We start from the raw sequence: 20,373 nt of genomic DNA, 5'->3' as shown, positions 1-20,373 counted from the left end.
TGCACCGTTCATCTCGACTGCACTGTTCGTGTGTCGACAACTGAGAGGATCTTCATGAAGATCAATCGTTCCGTCCGTTTCGGAATCGGAATCATGGCCATCGCGTTCGCTGCCACGGCCTGTGGCGGCGGCGAGGAGAACAAGTCGATCACCGAGAGCGCTTCCGACGGCACTCTCACCGTCGGCATCAAGTTCGATCAGCCCGGCCTCGGTCAGCGCAACCCTGACGGCACCTTCTCCGGCTTCGACGTCGAGGTAGCCCGTTACATCGCAAACGAACTGGGCGTAAAGCCCGAAGGCATCACCTTCAAGGAATCTCCGTCAGCCCAGCGCGAGACCCTGATCCAGAACGGCGAGGTCGACTACATCGTCGCGACATACTCGATCACCGACACGCGCAAGGAAAAGGTCAGCTTCGGCGGCCCGTACTTCATCGCAGGCCAGTCGCTGCTCGTTCGCTCCGACAACACCGACATCACCGGCCCCGATTCCCTGACCGGCGGCAAGAAGCTCTGCTCGGTGTCGGGTTCGACTCCGGCGCAGAACATCCAGGACAACTACGCCAAGGATGTCCAACTCCAGCCGCTCGACACGTACTCCGCTTGTGTCGAGGCTCTGCGTAACGGCGCTGTCGACGCTGTCACCACCGACGACATCATCCTCGCCGGCTACGCTGCCCAGTACCCGGGCGAGCTGAAGGTAGTCGGAGAACCGTTCACGACCGAAAAGTACGGCGTCGGCCTGGCCAAGGACGATTCCGAGGGTCGCGGCAAGATCAACGACGCCATCGAGAAGATGATCTCCACCGGCGCATGGGAAGAAGCCTTCAACAACACCGTTGGCGCTTCGGGCTACCCCATCCCGGCACCGCCCACCGTTGATCGTTACTGACCTGCTTTTTTCACCGTCAATCTCGCTGCGGCTCCCCACTTCGGGAGCCGCAGCGCGTGACGCCACCAACGGAGATCCCGTGATCTGGGGAGACGGCAAGTGAACCTTCTGAGCAAGTACGGCGACCAGATTCTGGAAGCCTTCTGGACCACGATCCAGCTGACGTTCTTCTCCGCGATCGGCGCCGTCATCATCGGTGTCCTGATTGCGGCAATGCGCGTGTCACCGGTCCCGGTCGCCCGATTCCTGGGTACCGCGTACGTGACCGTGTTCCGAAACACCCCCCTGACACTGATTCTGCTGTTCTGCCTGTTCGGTCTTTCGCAGACGCTCGGAGTCAACCTCGCCAAGTCGGACTCACCGACGTTCTTGACAGACAACAACTTCCGACTCGCCGTACTCGGCCTCAGTGTCTACACCGCCGCGTTCGTGTGTGAGTCACTTCGATCGGGAATCAATACCGTTCCGGTCGGCCAGGCCGAAGCGGGCCGATCACTCGGTCTGTCGTTTGCACAAAATCTTCGGCTGATCGTCTTGCCTCAGGCTTTTCGCGCGGTCACAGCACCGCTGGGTAGCGTGCTGATCGCACTGACCAAGAACTCGACCATCGCCGCGGTGATCGGCGTTTCCGAAGCGTCAGCGCTGATGAAGAAGATGATCGAGAACGAAGCCGCGATCTTCGTCGTCGGTGGAATCTTCGCTGTCGGTTTCGTGATCCTGACACTTCCCATGGGCTTGATCTTCGGCAAGCTGAGCAAGCGATTCGAGGTTTCACGATGAGCAACCGCGCAACAGTTCTCTACGACGCGCCCGGTCCGAGAGCGCGAAATCTCTACCGATTCGCGTCCCTTGTCGTCGCCGCACTCATGGTGGCAATCGGGTACGTCGTCTACCGCGCGCTCGACGAAAAGGGCCAGCTGACAGCAGCGAAGTGGGATCCGTTCCTCGAATCCACCTCGTGGACAACGTATCTGATACCCGGTATCCGAGGGACGTTGATCGCGGCTGCGATGTCCATCGTCTTCGCGCTCATCCTCGGTTCTGCCCTGGGTATCGGTCGACTCTCCGAGCACAACATCATTCGGAAGATCTGCGGCGTCATCGTCGAATTGTTCCGCGCGGTACCGGTGCTGATTCTGATGATCTTCTCGTATCAGGTGTTTGCCGAATACGAAGTCTTCAAGTCGAAGTACCTCGCACTCGCCGCAGTCGTGGTGGGCTTGACCCTGTACAACGGTTCCGTGATCGCCGAGATCGTCCGCGCCGGAATCAACTCACTCCCCCGTGGGCAAAGTGAGGCCGCCAAGGCACTTGGCATGCGCAAGACGCAGATCATGGTGACAATCCTGCTCCCCCAAGCGGTTACCGCCATGCTCCCGGCCCTGATCTCGCAGATGGTCGTGGCGCTGAAGGACTCCGCCCTCGGTTACCTGATCGGGTATGTCGAGTTGGTGCGTCAGGCCCAACAGCTCGGCACCTTCTACGGAAACTTCTTGCCGGCGCTCATCGTGGTCGCAGCGATCATGATCGCTCTCAACTCGGCTCTGACCTTCCTGGCAACCAAGGTGGAGAAGCGCCTGCGTTCGGGAAAGCGAAAGGGCAAGGGCCCCATCGCGGCGCCGTCCGCCGACCCCGCCGTTTCGGTTCCGGGCATGGACTTGACCAAGCCGTGAATCAGATGGAGCCGTGAGTCGAATCCAGCCGCGTTAGCGCGAATACACAACAGGGCGGGGGTACCACCGAATTTCGGTGGTACCCCCGCCCTTTTGTTCTGAATGCTGCACTTCGCTACGAGTCGGTGACCGCCGCCATCTCGGCTTTGACCACCTCGTAGGACATCCCCGCTGAATATCCCTTGCGTGCCAGCATCGAGACCAGTCGACGCGTGGCCTTGTCGCGATCATCGACGGGCTTGTTCTTCAGCTTCCGCCGAACCAGCTCCGCTGCTCGCTCGCGTTCATCTTCCGGATCGATCTGTGACAACGCTTCGGAAGCGGTGTCCTGGTCGATTCCTTTGAGCCGCAACTCGACTGCAAGCGCACGCTTTCCCTTGCCCGAGTACGTATGCCGCGAATGAACCCACTGGTTCGCGAAGTCCGCGTCGTCGATCAACCCGATTTCCTGGAGTCGATCGAGGACCTTGGCAATGATCTCGGGCTCGAAGCCGCGCCCGCTCAGCTTGGTTTCCAGCTCGGAACGACTGCGCGCCCGGTCGGTCAGGAGGCGTAGGCAAGCATCTTTGGCCTGCGCCTCCGTCCCACCTTCTGCGCGTTGCGACGGCTTCTCGGATCGTTGACGGGATCGACGCCGAGGAGCGCCGTACTCTTCACGAGCATTCTCGCCGTTGTCACCGTCGTCGAAGCTCATGACTGAACTCAGAAGTCGGCGGGAGCTTCGTCGGTTGCAGTGACGTCAGCACCGATACCGAGCTTTTCCTTGATCTTCTTCTCGATCTCGTCGCGGATATCGGTGTTCTCCAGCAAGAACTTACGAGCATTTTCCTTGCCCTGACCCAACTGGTCACCTTCGTAGGTGTACCAGGAGCCGGACTTGCGGATGAACCCGTGCTCGACACCCATGTCGATGAGCGAGCCTTCCTTGCTGATGCCCTGGCCGTAGAGAATGTCGAACTCGGCCTGCTTGAACGGCGGCGCGACCTTGTTCTTGACGACCTTGACGCGAGTGCGGTTACCCACTGCGTCGGTACCGTCCTTGAGAGTTTCGATACGACGGATGTCGAGGCGGACCGAAGCGTAGAACTTCAGTGCCTTACCACCGGTGGTGGTTTCGGGAGAACCGAACATCACACCGATCTTCTCGCGAAGCTGGTTGATGAAGATGACGGTGGTGCCCGAGTTGTTCATGGCACCGGTGATCTTGCGCAGCGCCTGGCTCATCAGTCGAGCCTGCAAACCGACGTGGCTGTCACCCATCTCGCCTTCGATCTCGGCGCGAGGAACAAGAGCGGCCACGGAGTCGATCACGACGATGTCGAGGGCGCCTGAACGGATCAGCATGTCGGTGATTTCGAGGGCCTGCTCACCCGTATCGGGCTGCGAGACCAGGAGTGCATCGGTATCGACGCCCAGCTTGGCTGCATAGTCGGGATCGAGTGCGTGCTCCGCGTCGATGAACGCCGCGATGCCGCCGTTGGCCTGAGCATTGGCAACTGCGTGCAGTGCCACGGTGGTCTTACCCGAGGACTCCGGGCCGTAGATCTCGATGACGCGGCCACGCGGCAGTCCGCCGATACCCAGCGCGACGTCGAGCGCGATGGAACCGGTGGGAATGACGGCGATGGGCTGGCGGACACCCTCACCCAGGCGCATCACCGAACCCTTGCCGAAGTTCTTGTCGATCTGCGCCAACGCGAGGTCGAGTGCCTTGTCCCGATCAGGTGCCTGTGGTGCCATCGTGATCCCCATCCTTGTTTCAGTCTTCAGTGCCTGCCTGAGCAGACTCCGTCTCTTCAGCGCCTGCCTGAGCCGACCCTGTTGGTGTGTTGCGATCAGAGTAGATCCGGCCACCGACAGACTTTTCGATCTTGCTTTAGCGCTTGTCGATCACTGTGCTTTGTCGATAACCGAAAGTTCGCAGTTACGAAAGGAGCGTCACCACCGAACAGCTTCAGCATAGACGAACACGTGTTCGAACAGAAGATGGGAGACGTTCGACACGCCGAAGAATCAGCGGCGGGCGGGTGGTACGTCGAACTCCACACAGAGCGCACGCCACACCTCGCGAGGCTCCCAGCCTGCTTCGACGGCCTCCGCGGCAGTCATTCCGTCGAGACTCTGGAGTACATGGTCGATCAGCATCGAGTCGCCTCGTACCTGCCCGAACTCTTCGCGCACCATTTCATGAAATTCGGTCAACCGCACAGCCGCCACCGTAGTCCACAGAGCGGTGCACCTGCATTCAGGCGCAACGTGCTCACGCCGTCACACCACCGTTGACCACCTGTCGGCACACCGCCACCGGATCGGTGACCTGCGACGCAGTCGCGGCAGCCGCTCTCGCAGCTTCCGCGAATCGTTTGTCGGAGAGCACCTGCAGTACGGCATCGCGAATCGACTGAGCATCTGCGGGCCGCACGATCACCGACGTCCCTGCCCGCGCAGCGCGATTGGCCAACTCCCACTGGTCCCCGCCCCCGGGAACGACGACCGTCGGCACGCCGGCCAGCAGGGCCTTCGCCAACATGCCGTGCCCGCCGCCACATACCAACACCGACGCGTCACGCAGCATCGCGTCCTGGCGTCCGAGACCTGCACGAACCCAATCAGGATGCTCACCTTCAGCCCCGTCGAGCATCGACGCGATCAGCCGCACACCGGCTCCGTCGAGTCCTTCGACGGTGCCCTCGAACATTCCCACTGCGCCGGTGTGCGCCGTGGAGGGCGCCACCATAACCAGCGGTTCGTCACCTGGCGGTGGATCCAGAATCACCTCGGTCGGCTCCCACAGAAGCGGTCCGACGACGTGAGCGCGCTCCGGCCAGTCGGGGCGAGGCACTTCGAGTGCCGGAAGTGTTGCGATCAGCCGCGCTTGCGGACCGGGATCCAGAGCGGGCAGTCCGACACCGACACGGGCCTGGGATCGCTGGGCCAACCCTTGCTTGATCGAACGTCCCGTCGCTGCGCGCATCAGGGTATCGCGGAGTCGACCACGAATTCCGACGCCGGGCGCGAGCCCACTGCCGATCGGCGGCAACCCCCGTGAAGGTGAGTACAGCGGGTGAGGCGAGAGTTCCACCCAGGGGATGCCAAGTCTTTCGGCTGCCAATCCGCCTCCGGCAGTGAGGATGTCGGAAACGACGAGATCCGGGGAGACGGACTTCAGGTCGGGAAGCAGTTCGGTGGAAATATAGGCGGCGCGCGAATGAATCCGAGCGCCTGCATCAAGATCGTCGTCTCCCGGCCGCGGGGCCAAGCCCTTGAGCGGCTCGGCTTCCACGCCGGCTGCTCGCGCTGCCTCGACCCACCGGGTCCCCGTGTACAGGATCGGTTCGTCGCCGGCCTGGATCAACGCCAGCGACAACGCTATTGCGGGAAAAGCATGACCCGGGTCCGGCCCGGCAACAACGGCTACACGCACCGGATCAGAGTGTCACACCGAGTGAAAGGCCTGTTCCGCCGCACCCAGTGCGCGTTCGCGATCCGAAGCCACCAATCCGATTCTCGTCCTGCGATCGAGGACGTCGTCGACGTCGAGGGCGCCTTCATGCGACACCGCGAAATCGAACTCGGCACCGCAGATCTCCAAGTCCGCAACCGACCGGAGACGATCGCCGCTCGCCGCGGCAACGACCTCGGCCTCGGTGCCGTATCGCGCCACCAATGACGCGGGTGCCTTGATCTTCTTCAATTCCGCCGGTGATGCAGCGCCTACCAGCGGCAACGCGCGTGTCCGACATGCCCCGGCGCTCAGCGACCCGACCTCGACCGCAGCGTCGACGGCGTCTTCGGCCATCTTGCGGTACGTCGTGAGTTTTCCGCCTACCACCGTGACCAAGCCCGAGTCCGAACGGACTACAGCGTGATTGCGCGAGAGGTCGGCCGTCGAGCCTTCACCGGTGTCCAGCAGCGGACGCAGACCCGCGAAGGTCCCCAAGACGTCCCCACGGGTCAGCGGAACTTCCAACGCCGTGTTCACGGTGTCGAGCAGGAAGTCGATCTCGTCCTCTGACGCCGACGGCACGTCTGGCACCGGTCCCGGCGCTGCTTCGTCGGTCAACCCGAGGTAGATCCGGCCGAGCTGGGCGGGCAGGGCGAAGACGAAACGGTTGGTCTCGCCGGGAATCGGCACGGTCAGCGCTGCCGTGGGGTTCCCCAATCGCGCTGCATCGAGCACCAGGTGCGTCCCGCGGCTGGGGCGCAGGGTGATGCTGGAGTCGACCTGATCAGCCCAGACACCGGTCGCATTGACCACGACGCGGGCACGCATCAAGAACTCGGATCCGGTCAACTCGTCGCGCAAGGTGGCCGACGTTCCGGATACGTCGTATGCACCGACGCGGGTCAGGATTCGCGCGCCGTGCGACGCTGCGGTTCTGGCGATACCGACGACGAGGCGGGCGTCGTCGATGAGCTGCCCGTCGAACGCGGTCAAGGCGCCTCGTAGGTTCTCCTGCTTGACCGCGGGAGCCAATTCGCGCGCCCGCGCAGCGCTGACCGTCCGTGATCTGGGCAGCACCGAAGCCGGGGTTCGCGCCGACATGCGCAGAGCGTCACCGGCCAGGAAACCGGTACGCACCAGGGCCTTCCCGAAGAACGACGTTTCGGGCAACATCGGTACGAGTTGAGGCATGGCGCGAACGAGGTGCGGCGCGGTGCGCGTCATGAGAATGCCGCGCTCGACCGCACTTTCACGCGCTATACCGACATTGCCGGAAGCCAGGTACCGAAGGCCGCCGTGTGCCAGTTTCGAACTCCAGCGGCTGGTGCCGAACGCGAGGTCGTGCTTTTCGACCAGCGCAACACTGAGTCCACGAGTCACGGCGTCGAGAGCGACACCGACACCGGTGATTCCGCCGCCGATCACCAGGACGTCGACCGAATCGCCGTTCGCCAACTGCTCGAGTTCACGAGTACGCCGTTGTGCGTTGAGCGCTGAATCGCTGCCTGCTGAATCTAGGGGGCTCACAGCTATTCTCCCGAATTCTTGACGGGTGCCAGATAAGCAGCGACCGCATATCGAAGTTGCTCGACCGACGCATCGGAGGAAAGCTCCGGCTCGAGAGTCGGCGCAGAAATGACGACGGACTGAGCCATCAGTAGAACCATCGCCGCGATCTCGTTGACGCTTCCCTCGCGAATCGAACCATCCTGTTGGCCGGCCGCGACAACGGACGTGATCAGCTCGAGAATCGACTTCTGGCTCGCGCCGAGCCGGTCCACGATGTAGGTCGTCAGCAATTCTTGATCGGCTTGCCGAATTTTCACGAAGAGCGGATGGTCGCGAATCTGGCCGACGACGTCACCGATCGCCTCCACGAGCAACGTGCCGGCAGACCCGTTGAAGGTCACCTCGGGCAGCACCGATCGGATCTCCCGGGTGAGTAGGTCCGCGACGACAGCTCGCGTGTCCGGCCATCGCCGGTAGACCGTCGGTCGGCTCACGCCGGCGCGACGCGAGATCTCGGCAAGTGTGGTTCGCTGCATTCCGAAATCGAGGACACACGACCTTGCTGCGTCGAGAATCACGTCGTCGATCTCGCGGCTGGGGATGCGCTGACCATCTGCCTTGCGAGGGGCAATTGAGTCATCTGCGTTACGGATTACCATCGTGTGTAACACAATACCGGACAAGTCACCGGTAATCCCGTCGGGACTTGCGATTTCTCTCGCTCAGAGATCATCAGAAATAGTACAACTCGAAACCAACTGCTCGCTCGGCGTCGAAACCAGGCTTCGGTCCGCTGACCATGTCGATCTGTGCACGCGCCTGTTCCCGGATCGGCGTGGAACTCAGCGCCGCCAGATATCGCGCATGTTCCGCGAGCGAATCCACGGCGCGATCGACCGTCGACGTCACGTCGACGCAGTGTGTGGGAGTCATCGTATTGACCGCAACCCATCGAACACCGGGCCACGGCGCCAGTCCCTGCGCCGTCAACGAGGGAAAGATCCATTCGTTTGCTGCGTCGGCAGTTGCGTCGAGGACGCTGATCCCGAGTGCACGGTGATCTGCGCTGTTCAGATAGCCGGGGCCCCAGGTGTGGGAGAAGTTCATCGTCACCACCAATTCCGGACGGTGGCGGCGAATTGCTGCGGCGAGAGTCGAGCGCAACTCCAAGCCTTCCACGAGACGACCGTCGGGCAGGCCGAGGAACTCCACCTCACCGACACCGACGATCGCGGCCGAGCGACGCTCTTCTTCCTCGCGGATCGGGCCGGACTCTTCGGGCGACAGACCGGCGATTCCGGCCTCGCCGCGCGTGGCCAGGACATATCGCACGTCTTTGCCGCGATCGGTCCACTGCGCCACTGCTGCGGCTGCGCCGTATTCGATGTCATCGGGATGCGCCACGATGACAATCGCGCGCTGCCAGTCCTCGGGGAAGTTTTCCATAGGGCAGATCTTGCCCGTCAGAACCGCGAAGCGGGCGAATTGTCGTCACTTCCCGACATCGCCTTCACCAGGAAGTAGATTCCGAAGCCGACAGCGCCGACCACCAGAACCCAGAAAAGCCCCTTGATCAGGGCACCGACCACCGCGAGTGCGACCCACACCAGTACGACGGCCAAAACGATCTTCCAAAACATGCTTACCTCCAACGTGCCGTTGAATAATCAGTCGAATCGGACAGGTGCTGCGTCGTCCGTAGAACCAGCCTGACAGGTCTGGCGTGACAAAGCAGCAGCTCAGCGGCAAGTTCAGGTAAAGATCAGGGTTCACCCCGAGACCGGCCCTCACGCAGGTCAGGTGTCCAACCCATGGGAGCTTGCTCCTGGCGTAAACTCGCGAAGTTCGATCCCGTATGCCGAAGGAGCACGTCCGCAGTGTCTACGACCCGTTTCCCCGCTCGCGATCTCGCGCATGTAGCCGTCTTCGCCGCACTCATCATCGCGCTGGGCCTACCCGGGTCGATCAACATCGGCATTTCCGGCGTGCCGATCACCCTTCAGTCCATGGGCGTCATGATGGCCGGCGCTCTACTCGGACCGCGCAAGGGTGTTCTCGCCGTCCTGACGGTCATTGCTCTGGGATTGGTCGGTCTACCGGTCCTTGCCGGCGGTCGCACCGCACTCGTGTCTCTCTCGAGCCCGACAGCCGGATTCCTCATCGGTTGGATCCCGACGGCGTTTGTCATCGGATGGCTGACCGCCAAGATGCTGCCCAAGTACCGGATCATCGCGGGCATCGGCATCAACCTTCTCGGCGGCGTCGTCGTTCTCTACGCGTTCGGTATCGTAGGAATGATGGTCCGCGGACACATGAGCTTCGTTGCCGCATGGTCGGCCAACGCCGCCTTCATCCCGCTCGACGCCGCAAAAGCGGTCGTCACCGCGTTGGTCGCGTCCCAGGTTCACCGGGCATACCCGGCACTACTGCGCGACTCGGTGATCTCGTCGAACAAGACCGTGGTGGCGAATTAATCTCCGATGAGTGAGATCGTCTTCGAGAACGTCGGACACAGCTTCGGTGAACGAACGGTCCTTCAGCAGATAGATCTGCGACTGAGCGAGCAGCGAATCGGGATCGTGGGTGCGAACGGAAGCGGCAAGTCGACCCTCGCTCGCATGATCAACGGACTGGTCGTTCCGACGGAAGGACACGTCCACATCAACGGCTTGGACACGGCGAAGAAGGGCCGCGACGTACGCAAGCAGGTCGGATTCGTCTTCACCGATCCCAACCACCAGATCGTGATGCCGACGGTTGCCGAGGACATCGAATTCTCGCTCCGCCGTAGCGGATTGGGCAAAGCCGAGCGCGCCGCAAAGGTGGCCTCGGTGCTCGAACGCTACGGCCTCGCCGGGCACGCCGACCATCCCACCCACCAGCTTTCCGGTGGGCAGAAACAGCTCCTCGCGCTCGCGGCCATCATGGTGACGGAACCGAACGTACTCGTCGCCGACGAGCCCACCACGCTCCTCGATCTTCGCAACTCGCGACTCATCAGCTCGGTGTTCGAGTCACTCGATCAACAACTGATCGTCGTGACCCACCAACTCGACCTCCTCGAATCATTCGAACGGGTGTTGGTCGTCGACCAAGGCCGTGTCGTCGCCGACGGCTCCCCCGCCGACTCGATCGGCCATTACCGGTCGTTGGTCTCGTGACCACTCTCGGCGTCTACCGACCGGGCACATCGCTCCTGCACCGGATGCCGACGGGGATCAAGCTCCTCGCATTGATCATGGCGATCCTGGCCGTCTCGATCTTCGTACGTGAGCCGTGGCAACTGGCAGTTCCCACGATCGTCGTTGTGGCCCTGTACGCGATTGCGCGCATTCCTCCGATGACTGCGATCCGGCAGCTGCGTCCGGCGCTGTGGATGTTGCTCTTCATCGGGGCGTTCCAGCTGATAGTCGCGGGATGGCAGCGAGCGGCCGTCGTGTGCGGGGTTCTGATCATCTCGATCGCCTTCGCGGCGATCATGGGTCTGACCACACGGATCTCCGAGATGCTCGACGCGATCACCCGGTTCCTGACACCCTTGCGACGCTTCGGGGTCAATCCCGAACGGATCGCTTTGCTCCTCGCAATGACGATCCGGTGCATCCCGCTGATGTTCGAGGTCATCACACAGGTGTCCGAGGCACGCAAGGCGCGAGGGCTCGTATTCTCGCTGCGATCCTTCGCAGTTCCGGTCATTGTCGGCACCCTGATGACCGCGGACGCAATGGGTGAAGCATTGGCGGCCCGCGGCGCCGACGACTGAGATTTCGAACAGGTGCATCGATCAGGCGCGAGGACCGATCAGTTGTACTTGCGGGTGATGTCGTCCACCTCACCGATGGCGTCGGCAAGCGCCGAGAGTCGCTCGGCGGCCGCGTGCAGCGCCGAGAGTTCTCGGTTGAATCCCACCAGAGCCGAAGGGCTGTGAGGCGCTGTCAATGCAGCTGCGGAGGTCACCAGATCCTCGTACTGATCCAACCCCGACTGCAACTCACGAACTGCGCCGTCGATGGTGGGATCAAGAGGTTCGGTCACCTTGGGTGTAGCGGCCACGGCGCGTTCCATCGCGACGACATCCGAAGACACCGCGAACATCGCTCTCAATGCCGAATCGGCGGTAACAGTGATTTCGTCCAACTCACCGGGGTCGATGGTGTCGGCGCGCCTGAGCACACTCAAGATCTCGAACAACGAAGTCTCGGCGCCGATGAGGCGAGACATCGGGATGAACGCGCGAGACGACGACGGTGGCAAGCGCCGGCGAATCGGCGCCGACGGCGGTGGGCCGGAACTCATCGAACGGTAACGACCGACCGCAATGACGGCGGGAACCGCGAACAGTGCCGCTCCCCCGCCTGCCACGACCACCGACCACTCGGGGGCCGACGCAACCGCAAGGCCGGCCGTGCCGACCACTGATCCGCCGGACATGAAACCCCAACGCTGAGCGCGTCGACGTGCACGGGCTCGTTTGCGCTCGAATTTGGCGCGCGGGTCCTGCCACCGCCGAGCGGCATCCGCCGCAGACAGTCCGACCTCGCGCAATGTGTCCGCGGTGCGTCCCAACGCTCCGAAGGCGCCGGATACGGAAACGGGAACGGCCGACCGGGGCTCGCGCCCAGATCGGCCGTCTCGTGAAGAAAACATCAGAGCATCACTGCCGACATCGAGGATTCGGCTACTGCCCGGTCTGACCGGCAGCCGGGGGCTGCTTCTCGACGGACGGAGTCGCAGGAGTGGCTGCTGCGCCGCCGGAAGGCAGTGCCTCGCCCTTCATGGAAGCACGAATCTGCTCGAGGCGACTGTGCCCTGCCATCTGGACCGAGGCCTGCTGGACCTCCATCATGCGGCCTTGAACGGAGTTCTGGGCGAGCTCGGCAGAGCCGAGTGCGTCGGCGTAACGCCGCTCGATCTTGTCGCGCACAGCATCGAGGCTGGGTGTGTTGCCGGGAGCCGACAGCGTGCTGTCCATGGACCGAAGGGACTCGCTCACGCGCTCCTGCATCTTGGCCTGCTCCAGCTGGCTGAGCAGCTTGGTGCGCTCGGCAACCTTTGCCTGCAGAGTCATCGCGTTCTGCTCGACAGCCTTCTTGGCCTGAGCGGCGGCCTGCAAGGACTGGTCGTGCAGTGCCTTCAGATCTTCGACGCCCTGCTCGGCCGTCACCAACTGGGCCGCAAAAGCTTCGGCAGCGTTGGTGTACTGGATCGCCTTGTCGTTGTCGCCGGCAGCAGCGGCCTGATCGGCGAGGTTGACGGCCTGGCGCGCGTTGGCGTTGAGCTTTTCGACCTCGTCGAGTTGACGGCTGAGCTTCATCTCGAGTTGACGCTGATTACCGATCACCGACGCAGCCTGCTGGGACAACGCCTGATGCTGGCGCTGTGCGTCCTCGATCGCCTGCTGAATCTGAACCTTTGGATCTGCCTTCTCATCGATCTTCGAATTGAAGAGCGCCATCAGGTACTTCCAGCCCTTGACGAAAGGATTAGCCATTGGTTTGATCCTGCCTCCATCTGATGCGCCGCGCCGAACGCGACCCGGAGCGCGACCGTCGCGCACCGAAACAAGGGCTGCGCCCTATCTGCTCTGACCCCACCTGCTGGAAACCGGCGGTTACGTACAAAATCTATCGGTTACGGCCGGTAGTGGCTACGCCGCCGCCAACCTTCGAGCGTTCGGTGCCGGAATCACGACGCGGGTATCGCGTGCGATTGTCGGCGAACCGGAAGCCGAGACCGAACCGGAAGCCGACACGGCGGGTTCGGCGACCTGTCGACCAGCTACCGGAGCGCTCTTCTTCGTGGCCAGGGTCTCGCTCACGTCGACCAGCACGTCGGACAGTGGGACTGCGAGCGCATCACAGATCGCCGCCAACAGTTCGCTCGATGCTTCCTTACGTCCACGTTCCACTTCGGACAGATAGCCCAAGCTCACACGCGCGCTGTTCGACACCTCGCGTAGCGTGCGGCTCTGCGAAACGCGCGTACGCCGGAGACTGTCACCGATTGCCTCACGCAATAGCAGCGCCATCTCGCTCCTCCTTCATCCGTGACCTCATCGTGCATGGTCGTACGTCTTCACAATCGTCAACGTCCGAACACATCCGATTGGTTCCCGAGCCTATCGTGCCGCACGCTCTGCGACACGATCACGTAACCGCGACACGGCAGTTGCGACTGCGGTTGTCCGAATCTCCCACCGTTCGCCGCCGAGCGCGAGCGGTACGCATTCGGTTCCGTCCGGGCCGGCGATACCGAGAAACACCGTTCCGACCGGGTGTCCGTCCTGCTCACTCGGACCGGCGACTCCGGTCAGTCCGATACCCCAGTCGGCGCCGCACCTCGTCCGGGCGCCGAGCGCCAAAGCCACGGCGGTGCTCTCGGACACGGGGCCGTCCGTTGCCAGACGCTCGGGATCCACGCCCGCCAGCGTCGCTTTCAAGTCGGTCGCGTACACGACCAGGCCCCCACGCAGCACCGCGCTCGACCCCGGCACGGACGCGACCGCAGCCGTGAACAAGCCAGCCGTCAGAGATTCGGCGGCGGCGACAGTATGCCTCGCGGCGCCAAGGGCGTCGACGAGTTCGACCACTCCGAGTGAGAGCAGCGGGTCCGTCATGACTCGACTGCGCGAACTCCGGCGCGAAGCCTGATCGCCTGCACGATGTATTCGATTCCCGTCGCCACCGTCAGCACGACGGCAGCAGCCATCAGCAATCCGCTGACGATGTCCCAACTGCTCGGCAGCGGGCAGAGGTAGAACCCGATCGCGACGGCCTGCACGAGGGTCTTGAGCTTGCCGCCCTTGCCCGCCGGGATGACCGCGTGCCGCAGTACCGCGAACCGCAACAGCGTGATTCCGAGTTCTCTGGCGATGATCACTCCGGTCACCCACCACGACAGGTCACCGAGAACCGAAAGACCGATCAGCGCGGCGCCGATCAGTGCCTTGTCCGCGATCGGGTCCATGAGTTTGCCGAAATCGGTGACCAGACCGTACTTCCGAGCCAATTGGCCGTCGATCCGATCCGTGATCGCGGCGACGATGAACACGCCCATGGCCCCGAGACGCCACCACGTCGAGTGTCCGCCGTCGACGAACAGAACAACGAGAAAAACCGGAACGAGAACCATTCGGACCATCGTGAGAATGTTCGCGATGTTCAGCAACGGAACCGGGTTGTCCGCGACAGGTGTGCCGTCGGACGGGCCGACGGCGGCGCGATGGGCGTCGGTCTGATCGCGCGGGGTACTCATCGGATCACCGCACAGGCGGTGAGCCGAACCCGGGACAAAGCCGAGCGGCGCGGGAATTGCGTGGGGCGGACAGGCACGCGACTTAGAATATCGGTAGGGCCATTGACTAATGTGCACCACATGACTTCGACCGCGCCGACCTATACCGAGAGCCAGTTGATCGTGCGTCGCGCGCGAACGTCGGACATCCCCGAAATCAAGCGTCTGATCGACATCTACGCCGGCAAGATCCTCCTCGAGAAGAATCTCGTGACGCTGTACGAGGCAGTCCAGGAGTTCTGGGTCGCCGAGCGAGGCGGCCAGGTAATCGCTTGCGGCGCACTGCATGTGCTGTGGGCGGACCTGGGTGAGATCCGCACCGTCGCAGTCGATCCGACTGCCAAAGGCCAGGGCGCAGGTTTCCACGTCGTCGACAAACTCATCGAGGTCGCCAAGGAATTGGAGTTGGAACGGTTGTTCGTTTTGACGTTCGAGACCGAGTTCTTCCACCGTCACGGATTCGCGGAGATCGACGGCACCCCCGTCACCGCCGAGGTCTATGCGGAAATGTGTCGGTCCTACGACGCCGGCGTCGCCGAGTTCCTCGATCTGAGCTATGTGAAACCCAACACACTCGGCAATACTCGCATGCTCCTGACTCTCTGAACCGTTCAGACTCTTCACACACCACCCTCTCGATCACCAGCCCCGAAAGCGGTTCACGATGTCGTTGTTCCTCGTCGAATACACCTACGCGCCCGAGAAGAACGCTCAGCGCGACGAAGTCCGTAGCGATCACCGCGCGTGGCTCGCGGATCTGGTTTCCCGCTCGATCGTCTTGTCATCCGGCCCGTTTGCAGATGGAAACGGCGCGCTGATCATCGTCGACGCCGCAGACGCCGACACCGTTTCCCTCCTCTTCACCCACGATCCGTTCGCGATCGCCGATTTGATCGAGAAGGTCCGGATCACCGAGTGGGTTCCGGTGTTGGGTCAGTTCAGCGCCTGAGAGCCCCGGCCCCGGCTTACTCCCCCGCCCGGTCGCGAGTCTTCAACAGGCTCGCGACCGTCGTCACCGCCAATACTCCGATGATCACTCCGAGTGAGAGTGCCGTGGAGATTTCCGGGACGGAGACGTGTTCACCTCCGTTGACGAACGAGAGGGTGTTCTCGTGCAACGCGTGAAGTACCAATTTCACACCGATGAACGCCAGGATTATCGAGAGCCCGTACGAGAGATAGACCAGCCGTTCGAGCAACCCACCGATCAGGAAGTACAGCTGCCGTAGACCCATCAGCGCGAAGGCGTTGGCGGTGAACACCAGATACGGTTCCTGGGTCAGACCGTAGATCGCCGGAATCGAATCGAGCGCGAAGAGCACGTCGGCAAACCCGATTGCGATGAGCGCCAACAACAACGGTGTCACGACGCGCTTGCCGTCGATCCGGGTGATCAGTTTGTCCCCGTCGTATTCCTCGGTTGTCGGCAGCACCCGCTTCACGAGTGAGATGATGCGACTGTCGCGCTTCTCCTCGGCTTCCTTCTCATGCCCGTGATCGCGGATCAGGGTGTACGCGGTGTAGATCAGGAACGCTCCGAAGAGGTAGAACACCCAGCTGTACGCATTGATGGCGGCGGCGCCGACTCCGATGAAGATTCCGCGCATCACCAATGCGAGGACGATGCCTATCAGCAGGACTTTCTGCTGGAACTCTCGCGGGACGGCGAACGTCGACATGATGATCACGAAGACGAACAGATTGTCGACCGAGAGCGCCTTCTCCGTGACGTAGCCGGCGAAGTACTCACCGCCGTACGTGGTGCCCCAGATCCACATCACGACGAGGCCGAAGACGATGGCGATCGAAATGTAGACCGTCGACCAGAATGCGGACTCCCGGAAGGTCGGCGCATGCGGAGTGCGGACGTGGGCGAAGAAGTCGAAGACGAACAGGCCGAGGATCACCACGATCGTGATTCCCCAAGCCAACGGCGTCACATGCACGGGTTCCTCCGGTCGTCTGTCGACGGCTTCTCCGCCGAGGTGTCCCTACTCGTCTGCAGGTGCCTCATCCGGGTCGCCGCCGCGAATCGACCACAGCAGACCGTCGAGTTCCTCAGGCTTCATCAAAACCTCGCGTGCCTTGGAGCCCTCGCTGGGGCCGACGACGCCACGATTTTCCATGAGATCCATGAGTCGACCGGCCTTGGCGAACCCGACGCGCAGCTTGCGCTGCAGCATCGACGTCGAACCGAATTGACTCGTGATCACCAGTTCCACGGCCTGCAAGAGGACGTCCATGTCGTCGCCGATGTCGGGGTCGACGTCTTTCTTCTCCCCGGCCTTCTGTGCGGTGACACCTTCGGTGTACTCGGGCTCGGCTTGGTTCTTCGCGAAGTCGACAACCGCCGAGATTTCCTCGTCGGTGATGAACGCGCCTTGCATACGGGTCGGCTTGCCGGCGCCCATGGGCAGGAACAAGCCGTCACCCATACCGATGAGCTTCTCGGCGCCGGGCTGATCGAGGATGACTCGCGAGTCCGTGAGCGAGGACGTCGCGAACGCCAGACGCGAAGGCACGTTGGTCTTGATCAGGCCGGTGACGACGTCGACGGACGGGCGCTGCGTTGCCAGCACCAGGTGGATACCGGCAGCACGGGCTTTCTGCGTGATGCGGACGATTGCTTCTTCGACGTCGCGCGGCGCGGTCATCATGAGGTCTGCCAGCTCGTCCACGATCGCCAGGATGTAGGGGTACGGACGGTAGACGCGCTCGCTGCCCAGCGGGGCGGTGATTTCGCCGGACTTGACCTTGGAGTTGAAGTCGTCGATATGACGCACCCGGTTGGCCTGCATGTCCTGGTAGCGCTGTTCCATCTCCTCGACCAACCAGGCCAGCGCTGCCGCTGCCTTCTTCGGCTGAGTGATGATCGGCGTGATCAGGTGCGGGATACCTTCGTACGGCGTGAGCTCGACCATCTTGGGGTCGATGAGGATCATCCGTACTTCTTCCGGCGTTGCTCGGGTGAGCAACGAGACGAGCATCGAGTTCACGAAGCTCGACTTACCCGAGCCGGTCGAACCTGCCACCAGAAGGTGGGGCATCTTCGCGAGGTTCGCACTGACGAAGTCACCTTCGATGTCCTTGCCCAGACCTATCACCAGTGGGTGGTGATCGCGTCGGGTGCTCGGCGCGTTCAAAACGTCGGCGAGGCGAACCATTTCGCGGTCGGAGTTCGGTACCTCGATGCCCACTGCGGACTTACCCGGAATGGGGGCCAGGAGGCGGACGTTGTCGGTTGCCACGGCGTACGCGATGTTGCGGGCGAGCGCGGTGATCTTCTCGACCTTCACGCCTGGGCCGAGTTCGACCTCGTAGCGCGTCACCGTCGGTCCGCGGGTGAAACCGGTAACAGCGGCATCGATCTTGAACTGTTCTAGGACTTCGCTGATCGCCTCGATCATCGCGTCGTTCGCAGAACTGCGGAGCTTGGGCGGGTCTCCCTCGATCAGCAACGTCGTCGGCGGGAGGTTGTAGTCGCCGTCGGTGACCCGATCGGTGACGAAGTGTTCCTTCTCCTCCGGCTCCGGTTCGGGTTTCGGCACGGGCTTGGCGATGGGGACCGAACGCGCAGGCACCTTGGGGCGCGGTGCCGGCGTCTCCACGACGGGCGCTGCCGCAGCCGCGACGGGCTCGTCGGGTACTGCGGTGTCGTCGGCGTTCCACAGACCGAGGACTTCGGTCTTCTTGTCTCCGGATTCGAACTCGTCCGTCGGGTAGTTGTCGATCGGTGCGCGTCGGCTGGTCCGCTTGGCGGGCTTGAGCGGCGGCTCGGCGTAGGTGTCGACCGGGTAGCCGTCGGCGTCGAACAGTGAAGGATCGTAAGCAGATTCGCCGTAGTGGTGCTCACCGTCCTCGTCGAATTCGGATCCGTAGTCGCCGTATTCATCCGAGCGATACGAGGCGCCGAAGAAGGACTGGAACTTGCTCGGCACCTCACGCAGAGTCGTTCCGGTCAGAAGGAGGATTCCGAATCCGGCGGCGATGACCAGCAGCGGCGCAGACAGCCAGACGGTGAGCCCGTTGGTGAGCGGGCCGCCCACGACGTATCCGACAAACCCTGCGCCGTTGGAGCGACCGGTGGCGTCTGTCGGTGAACCCGAGATGATGTGCCAGAGGCCGAGCGCCGGCAGACCGACCAGCAAGGATCCCATGATCAGTCGGGGCCGGATCTCAGGTTTCGGTTCGGTGCGCATCAACAGGATCGCGAGGCCGACGCCGACGATGGGGAGCACGGCCGAGGCCGCGCCGAAGATCGCCCGCACGAGGGTGTCGATGCCGCCGCCGATCGGACCACCGGCCTTGAACCAGACGCCACCGGCGATGACGACGCTGAATGCGATCAGGCCGAGCGCTATTCCGTCGCGGCGGTGGCCGGCTTCGATCTCGCCGACCTTACTGACGGTGCGTGTGGTGGCGCCGACGCCGCGGGCAGCCAGGGACCACCCGGCTCCGATTCCCTTGCCCACAGCGGCCAACGGGCTGGCCCGCTGAGAGGTTTTCGATACCGGGCGTCGCGCGGCCGACGACGTACCGGACGCCTTCTTGGGCGCCGGCTTGGAGCCTTTGCCCGACGCGGGGCGCCCACCAGCCCTGGCCGAAGTCGTGACATTTCGAGGAGTCGATACGGTTCGCGTGGTGCGCGAGGCACGAGGTTTTGCGGTTGCGCGCGCGCTCGGAGTAGAGGCTGACGACCTGGTCGATGCCCTGGACGTAGACGTGCTTGTACTGGATCCCCGGGCGCTCGACTTACCTGCCATGGAGTTCAGGCTAGTCTGTGCGACCCCATCTGGACCATCCGCAACACCAGCAACACTGGTGGCGAGTGCGAAACGTGATCTTCACAACCCGTCTGTCGAGCTCGGCTCCGGCAGAAGGGGGCCATCAGAAACTGCGATCGAGCGCCATCACGGATTGAACGTCGGCCAGTTCACCTTTGGCTTCGATCTTCACCTCGTTGCGACCGAAAGCGTGCAGCAGCAACTCGGCGGGTTCACCCTGCAGGACAACACTGCGAGAGCCGGATTTGTGGACGACCGCACTCTCGCCGGACGGAAGTTCGAAAATGACCTCGACAGCGGCTTTGCGGTAACCCATCTTGCCGATCTGCCGGGCGTACTTCCACAGCTGAGCCTGCCGACCCTCCGACAACGGACGCGGCGCCCAGTTCAGATGTGCGCGTCGTACATCTTCGTGGTGGACGAACATTTCCGTGGTATTCACCTGCGCGTCGAGCCAGTACATCGGCGACCACCGAGGCGGCCCACTCCGAACGTCGTCGAGGATCTCCTCCCACGGACGCGCCGCTGCGGCCTTACGCACGCTCTCGGTGTGACCGGCAAGAGGGCTCAACATGATTCCGGGAGCGGCGTCGAGACGCCGCTCCCGGACTATCAGATGTGCTGCCAGGTCACGATTGGTCCACTCCCCACACAGTGTCGGAGCATCGGGGCCGAATTCGACCATGCTGTCCACCAGGGCGAGTCGTTCGTCATGAGCGAAGGTCACCTTCGCCAAAGTACTCGAACCGGACCGGGTTCGAGCGGAAGCGACCTGCTG

Annotated in this window: 24 protein-coding genes; 8 read left to right on the top strand and 16 right to left on the bottom strand. The window is 62.8% G+C overall.

Annotated features, from left to right (window positions below):
- Positions 1-54 precede the first annotated feature (54 nt).
- The 3 genes from AC1Q6C_RS14050 to AC1Q6C_RS14040 all read left to right on the top strand — a co-directional run bounded on the left by AC1Q6C_RS14050 (position 55) and on the right by AC1Q6C_RS14040 (position 2,564).
- Entirely contained in the window at positions 55-891 is an 837-nt protein-coding gene (locus AC1Q6C_RS14050) for a glutamate ABC transporter substrate-binding protein (protein WP_020907523.1), read from the top strand.
- A gap of 99 nt (positions 892-990) precedes the next feature.
- A complete protein-coding gene (locus AC1Q6C_RS14045; protein WP_019748198.1) occupies positions 991-1,671 on the top strand; it encodes an amino acid ABC transporter permease in 681 nt (226 codons plus the stop codon).
- Entirely contained in the window at positions 1,668-2,564 is an 897-nt protein-coding gene (locus AC1Q6C_RS14040; RefSeq protein WP_054188531.1) for an amino acid ABC transporter permease, read from the top strand. The genes AC1Q6C_RS14045 and AC1Q6C_RS14040 overlap by 4 nt, the downstream gene beginning before the upstream one ends.
- A gap of 115 nt (positions 2,565-2,679) precedes the next feature.
- On the opposite strand, the gene recX is transcribed toward AC1Q6C_RS14040, so the two are convergent.
- The 8 genes from recX to AC1Q6C_RS14000 all read right to left on the bottom strand — a co-directional run bounded on the left by recX (position 2,680) and on the right by AC1Q6C_RS14000 (position 9,170).
- Positions 2,680-3,258 (bottom strand): recombination regulator RecX, encoded by a 579-nt coding sequence (recX, locus tag AC1Q6C_RS14035; protein ID WP_050655795.1) that lies wholly within the window; start codon positions 3,256-3,258, stop codon positions 2,680-2,682.
- 8 nt (positions 3,259-3,266) lie between these two features.
- Positions 3,267-4,304 (bottom strand): recombinase RecA, encoded by a 1,038-nt coding sequence (gene recA / locus AC1Q6C_RS14030; RefSeq protein ID WP_007735170.1) that lies wholly within the window; start codon positions 4,302-4,304, stop codon positions 3,267-3,269.
- Positions 4,305-4,577: 273 nt separating this feature from the next.
- Positions 4,578-4,772: a DUF3046 domain-containing protein gene (locus AC1Q6C_RS14025; RefSeq protein ID WP_003942185.1), complete on the bottom strand. Its 195-nt coding sequence runs from the start codon at positions 4,770-4,772 to the stop codon at positions 4,578-4,580.
- A 52-nt stretch (positions 4,773-4,824) separates the two neighbouring features.
- On the bottom strand, positions 4,825-5,988 hold the full coding sequence (locus tag AC1Q6C_RS14020) for a glycosyltransferase (protein ID WP_230359810.1): 1,164 nt from the start codon (positions 5,986-5,988) through the stop codon (positions 4,825-4,827).
- A gap of 12 nt (positions 5,989-6,000) precedes the next feature.
- The gene (locus AC1Q6C_RS14015; protein WP_230359809.1) at positions 6,001-7,536 is read right to left on the bottom strand and encodes a glycerol-3-phosphate dehydrogenase/oxidase; all 1,536 of its coding nucleotides are present in this window, start codon (positions 7,534-7,536) and stop codon (positions 6,001-6,003) included.
- Positions 7,537-7,538: 2 nt separating this feature from the next.
- Positions 7,539-8,177: a TetR/AcrR family transcriptional regulator gene (locus AC1Q6C_RS14010; protein WP_003942216.1), complete on the bottom strand. Its 639-nt coding sequence runs from the start codon at positions 8,175-8,177 to the stop codon at positions 7,539-7,541.
- 73 nt (positions 8,178-8,250) lie between these two features.
- Positions 8,251-8,964, bottom strand: a complete 714-nt coding sequence (locus AC1Q6C_RS14005) for a PIG-L deacetylase family protein (RefSeq protein ID WP_042450681.1) — start codon at positions 8,962-8,964, stop codon at positions 8,251-8,253.
- 17 nt (positions 8,965-8,981) lie between these two features.
- Positions 8,982-9,170, bottom strand: coding sequence for a hypothetical protein (locus AC1Q6C_RS14000; protein WP_020907519.1), 189 nt, complete (start codon positions 9,168-9,170; stop codon positions 8,982-8,984).
- Positions 9,171-9,395: 225 nt separating this feature from the next.
- On the opposite strand from AC1Q6C_RS14000, the gene AC1Q6C_RS13995 reads away from it, so the two are divergent.
- The 3 genes from AC1Q6C_RS13995 to AC1Q6C_RS13985 are packed head-to-tail and all read left to right on the top strand — an operon-like array spanning position 9,396 to position 11,281.
- On the top strand, positions 9,396-9,992 hold the full coding sequence (locus AC1Q6C_RS13995; protein WP_007735162.1) for a biotin transporter BioY: 597 nt from the start codon (positions 9,396-9,398) through the stop codon (positions 9,990-9,992).
- 6 nt (positions 9,993-9,998) lie between these two features.
- Positions 9,999-10,679, top strand: a complete 681-nt coding sequence (locus AC1Q6C_RS13990) for an energy-coupling factor ABC transporter ATP-binding protein (protein ID WP_492666678.1) — start codon at positions 9,999-10,001, stop codon at positions 10,677-10,679.
- Positions 10,676-11,281 carry an energy-coupling factor transporter transmembrane component T family protein gene (locus AC1Q6C_RS13985; protein WP_230359808.1) on the top strand — a complete coding sequence of 202 codons (606 nt, stop codon included), beginning with the start codon at positions 10,676-10,678 and terminating at the stop codon, positions 11,279-11,281. The genes AC1Q6C_RS13990 and AC1Q6C_RS13985 overlap by 4 nt, the downstream gene beginning before the upstream one ends.
- 38 nt (positions 11,282-11,319) lie before the next feature.
- Here the strand turns inward: AC1Q6C_RS13985 and pspM are convergent, their stop codons facing one another.
- The 5 genes from pspM to pgsA all read right to left on the bottom strand — a co-directional run bounded on the left by pspM (position 11,320) and on the right by pgsA (position 14,772).
- On the bottom strand, positions 11,320-12,165 hold the full coding sequence (gene pspM / locus AC1Q6C_RS13980) for a phage shock envelope stress response protein PspM (protein WP_020907518.1): 846 nt from the start codon (positions 12,163-12,165) through the stop codon (positions 11,320-11,322).
- Positions 12,166-12,196: 31 nt separating this feature from the next.
- Positions 12,197-13,009 (bottom strand): phage shock protein PspA, encoded by an 813-nt coding sequence (gene pspA, locus AC1Q6C_RS13975; protein ID WP_003942098.1) that lies wholly within the window; start codon positions 13,007-13,009, stop codon positions 12,197-12,199.
- Positions 13,010-13,165: 156 nt separating this feature from the next.
- On the bottom strand, positions 13,166-13,546 hold the full coding sequence (locus AC1Q6C_RS13970; protein ID WP_003942191.1) for a helix-turn-helix domain-containing protein: 381 nt from the start codon (positions 13,544-13,546) through the stop codon (positions 13,166-13,168).
- Between the two features lie 90 nt (positions 13,547-13,636).
- Positions 13,637-14,134 carry a CinA family protein gene (locus AC1Q6C_RS13965; protein WP_492666677.1) on the bottom strand — a complete coding sequence of 166 codons (498 nt, stop codon included), beginning with the start codon at positions 14,132-14,134 and terminating at the stop codon, positions 13,637-13,639.
- Positions 14,131-14,772, bottom strand: a complete 642-nt coding sequence (gene pgsA, locus AC1Q6C_RS13960) for a CDP-diacylglycerol--glycerol-3-phosphate 3-phosphatidyltransferase (protein ID WP_003942125.1) — start codon at positions 14,770-14,772, stop codon at positions 14,131-14,133. Before pgsA ends, AC1Q6C_RS13965 begins: the two co-directional genes overlap by 4 nt.
- A gap of 120 nt (positions 14,773-14,892) precedes the next feature.
- Between pgsA and AC1Q6C_RS13955 the strand changes: the two genes are divergently transcribed.
- Both AC1Q6C_RS13955 and AC1Q6C_RS13950 read left to right on the top strand, forming a co-directional pair.
- Complete coding sequence (locus tag AC1Q6C_RS13955; protein ID WP_007735157.1) at positions 14,893-15,417, top strand: amino-acid N-acetyltransferase; 525 nt, start codon at positions 14,893-14,895, stop codon at positions 15,415-15,417.
- 58 nt (positions 15,418-15,475) lie between these two features.
- Entirely contained in the window at positions 15,476-15,760 is a 285-nt protein-coding gene (locus tag AC1Q6C_RS13950; RefSeq protein WP_003942124.1) for a YciI family protein, read from the top strand.
- Between the two features lie 16 nt (positions 15,761-15,776).
- Here AC1Q6C_RS13950 and AC1Q6C_RS13945 read toward each other — a convergent pair whose 3' ends face one another.
- The 3 genes from AC1Q6C_RS13945 to AC1Q6C_RS13935 form a co-directional block, all read right to left on the bottom strand.
- The gene (locus AC1Q6C_RS13945) at positions 15,777-16,757 is read right to left on the bottom strand and encodes a TerC family protein (RefSeq protein ID WP_019748181.1); all 981 of its coding nucleotides are present in this window, start codon (positions 16,755-16,757) and stop codon (positions 15,777-15,779) included.
- A 45-nt stretch (positions 16,758-16,802) separates the two neighbouring features.
- Complete coding sequence (locus AC1Q6C_RS13940) at positions 16,803-19,574, bottom strand: DNA translocase FtsK (protein ID WP_030535561.1); 2,772 nt, start codon at positions 19,572-19,574, stop codon at positions 16,803-16,805.
- Between the two features lie 124 nt (positions 19,575-19,698).
- Positions 19,699-20,322 (bottom strand): TIGR03085 family metal-binding protein, encoded by a 624-nt coding sequence (locus AC1Q6C_RS13935; RefSeq protein WP_003942175.1) that lies wholly within the window; start codon positions 20,320-20,322, stop codon positions 19,699-19,701.
- Between the last annotated feature and the right edge of the window lie 51 nt (positions 20,323-20,373).

The organism is Rhodococcus sp. MT28 (genome assembly GCF_058792695.1).
This window is presented reverse-complemented; position numbering and strand designations above follow the sequence as displayed.

Coding starts and splice junctions, on each gene's coding strand:
- pgsA (WP_003942125.1), bottom strand. CDS start 14,772: ATGAGTACCCCGCGCGATCAGACCGACGCCCATCGCGCCGCCGTCGGC.
- pspM (WP_020907518.1), bottom strand. CDS start 12,165: ATGTTTTCTTCACGAGACGGCCGATCTGGGCGCGAGCCCCGGTCGGCC.
- AC1Q6C_RS14040 (WP_054188531.1), top strand. CDS start 1,668: ATGAGCAACCGCGCAACAGTTCTCTACGACGCGCCCGGTCCGAGAGCG.
- AC1Q6C_RS13940 (WP_030535561.1), bottom strand. CDS start 19,574: ATGGCAGGTAAGTCGAGCGCCCGGGGATCCAGTACAAGCACGTCTACG.
- AC1Q6C_RS13970 (WP_003942191.1), bottom strand. CDS start 13,546: ATGGCGCTGCTATTGCGTGAGGCAATCGGTGACAGTCTCCGGCGTACG.
- AC1Q6C_RS13950 (WP_003942124.1), top strand. CDS start 15,476: ATGTCGTTGTTCCTCGTCGAATACACCTACGCGCCCGAGAAGAACGCT.
- pspA (WP_003942098.1), bottom strand. CDS start 13,009: ATGGCTAATCCTTTCGTCAAGGGCTGGAAGTACCTGATGGCGCTCTTC.
- AC1Q6C_RS14010 (WP_003942216.1), bottom strand. CDS start 8,177: ATGGTAATCCGTAACGCAGATGACTCAATTGCCCCTCGCAAGGCAGAT.
- AC1Q6C_RS13955 (WP_007735157.1), top strand. CDS start 14,893: ATGACTTCGACCGCGCCGACCTATACCGAGAGCCAGTTGATCGTGCGT.
- AC1Q6C_RS13990 (WP_492666678.1), top strand. CDS start 9,999: ATGAGTGAGATCGTCTTCGAGAACGTCGGACACAGCTTCGGTGAACGA.
- AC1Q6C_RS13965 (WP_492666677.1), bottom strand. CDS start 14,134: ATGACGGACCCGCTGCTCTCACTCGGAGTGGTCGAACTCGTCGACGCC.
- AC1Q6C_RS14005 (WP_042450681.1), bottom strand. CDS start 8,964: ATGGAAAACTTCCCCGAGGACTGGCAGCGCGCGATTGTCATCGTGGCG.
- recX (WP_050655795.1), bottom strand. CDS start 3,258: ATGAGCTTCGACGACGGTGACAACGGCGAGAATGCTCGTGAAGAGTAC.
- AC1Q6C_RS14050 (WP_020907523.1), top strand. CDS start 55: ATGAAGATCAATCGTTCCGTCCGTTTCGGAATCGGAATCATGGCCATC.
- recA (WP_007735170.1), bottom strand. CDS start 4,304: ATGGCACCACAGGCACCTGATCGGGACAAGGCACTCGACCTCGCGTTG.